Origin of the sequence: Streptomyces sp. NPDC005195 (assembly GCF_040608315.1) — a bacterium.
GTDB lineage: Bacteria > Actinomycetota > Actinomycetes > Streptomycetales > Streptomycetaceae > Streptomyces > Streptomyces kaempferi.
Genome location: NZ_JBEXHZ010000264.1, coordinates 1 through 2,069, shown reverse-complemented (window position 1 = coordinate 2,069; position 2,069 = coordinate 1). Strand labels below are relative to the sequence as shown.

Genomic DNA, 2,069 nt, shown 5'->3' with positions numbered 1-2,069 from the left:
AAGGAATGTAGGACCCCCCGGGCGGGGGCGATGGATGGGACGCCCCGTAGCCCTTGCCCCCGGAATGACGGCCCCCGCGCCCGGGAGGCTGAACGGCAGGTGCGCGGGGTCCGCGCACCTGCCCGTACCGCCAGAACGTCGTGCTCAGACCCTGCGCCAGCGGGCCATGGCGAAGGAGAACAGGCCGAAGAGGACGAGCCCGGCCGCGACGCACACCAGCAGCCACGGTCCCGCCGGGGTGTCGGCGAACGACCGGAGCGTGTTGTCCATCCCCTTGGCCTTGTCGGGGTCGAACTCGACCGCCGCGCGGATGGCGAAGCCCCCCGCCACGGCGAACACCAGCCCGCGCGCCGCGCCGCCGCCCACTCCGGTGACGTCCACCAGCTTGCGGGTCCGCGCCGACATCTCGCCGAGCTTCATCTTCTTGTGGAACTTGCGCAGCACGGCCCGGGTGCCGATCCACAGACCCGCCGCCACGATGCCTGCTCCGGCCGCGCCCACGATCCACTGTCCCGCGGGCAGGTCCAGGACCTTCGCCGTCACGTCCTGGGACTGCCGGTCGCTGGACCCGCTGCCACTGCCGCGCGAGCCCGCCGCGAACGACAGTACGGAGTAGGCGGTGAAGGAGTAGAAGACGCACCGGCCGGCCGACAGCAGCCGCTTCTTGGCCTTGCCTCCGTCCTGCCCCGCGGAACCGAAGACCGCCTCGGACAGGCGCCACAGCGCCATGCCCACCAGCCCGAGGCCCAGTGCCCACAGCATCACGGCGCCGAAGGGCTTCTGCGCGATCTCCGAGAGCGCGCCGCCGCGGTCAGCCTGCTTGCCGCTGCCGCCGAAGGCGATCTGCAGCGCCAGTACACCGACCAGCAGATAGATCACGCCTCGCGCGGTCAGACCGGCCCTGGCGGCGTACTCCGTCGCCGGCCCCCGCGCCGCGCGCCGGGCCTCGGTCCGTCCGGTCCCTGTCGTCGTACTCGCGTTCATGTAGACCTCCCGGAGTCCGGTTGCCCCCGCTCCGGGATGCCACACGCGGCCGATTGCGTGGTGGAGGCCGAAAGGCCGGCGCCGCGGTGCCTGACGGAGCCGCGCCGGCCCCGCCCGTGCCCGGTCGGCGCCAGTCTGTCAGCGTTCGTCCGTCAGCGCCGATCCACAGTGCCCGTCAGCGCCCGACGGTGTTCGTCAGCGTTCCTCAGCCTTCATCAGCTTTCAACGGCGTTCGTTGGTGTTCGTTGGTGTTCGTCGGCTCTCGTCCTCGGACGGGTCGAGCAGGACCATCAGGGCGCGGGCCGCCGGGCTGGTGGCATCCGGCGGCGGAAGCATGGCGACGGTCTCGTACGGTGCGTCGCCCGCCCCCTTCAACGGCAGCGAGGTGAGGCCGCCCGCCTCGCGCTTGAGACCGAAGTGCCGTGGCACCACGGCGATGCCGAGGCCCTCGTCGACCAGCTCCAGCAGACTGTGCACGTCGCTGACCTCGAGGGTCACGGTCCGCCGGACGCCCGCCGCGGCGAAGACCGCGTCCGTGATGCGGCGCGGCCCCCAGTCGGGGTGGAAGTCGACGAAGGCCTCGCCGCCCAGTTCCTCCGGCGTGAGCACGGCGGAGGTCGCGAGGTGGTGCGTCGGATGGCAGAGCACCGTCATCGGCTCGCTCGTCAGCGGGACGGAGCGCAGCTGGTCGCTGTCCGGCTGTGTCTTCACCGCGAAGGCCAGGTCGAGCCGTCCGGCCGCGACCTCCTCGGCGAGCGCGCCGGAGCCCGCCTGCCGCAACCGGATCTCGACGTCGGGATGGCGCCGCCGGAACGCGGTGAGGAGCTTGGCCACGTGCACCCCGGCGATGCACTGCTCGGTGCCGAGCGAGAGCGTCCCGCGCAACAGGCCCTGTACGGCGGCCACGGCGTCGTGGGCCGCGCGGACCTGGGTCAGCACCCGCTCCGCCTCGCCGAGCAGGGCGCGGCCGGCCTCCGTGAGTGTGACCCGCCGGGTGGTGCGTACGAACAACGGGGCCTGGAGCTCCCGCTCCAGGGCGCGGATCGAGGACGACAGACCCGACTGCGACACCATCAGACGCTCGG

2 protein-coding genes are annotated in these 2,069 nt (G+C 72.6%); both read right to left on the bottom strand.

What is annotated here, in order from left to right; all coding sequences use genetic code 11:
• Positions 1-144: 144 nt before the first annotated feature.
• On the bottom strand, positions 145-984 hold the full coding sequence (locus tag ABZV34_RS38795; protein WP_356287805.1) for a DUF1206 domain-containing protein: 840 nt from the start codon (positions 982-984) through the stop codon (positions 145-147).
• 222 nt (positions 985-1,206) lie between these two features.
• Positions 1,207-2,069: LysR family transcriptional regulator (locus tag ABZV34_RS38790; RefSeq protein ID WP_356287802.1), on the bottom strand; the 863-nt coding region annotated here is incomplete at its 5' end.

Bases quoted from the DNA above. Each gene is read 5' to 3' on its own strand.
- ABZV34_RS38795 (WP_356287805.1), bottom strand. From the start codon at position 984: ATGAACGCGAGTACGACGACAGGGACCGGACGGACCGAGGCCCGGCGC.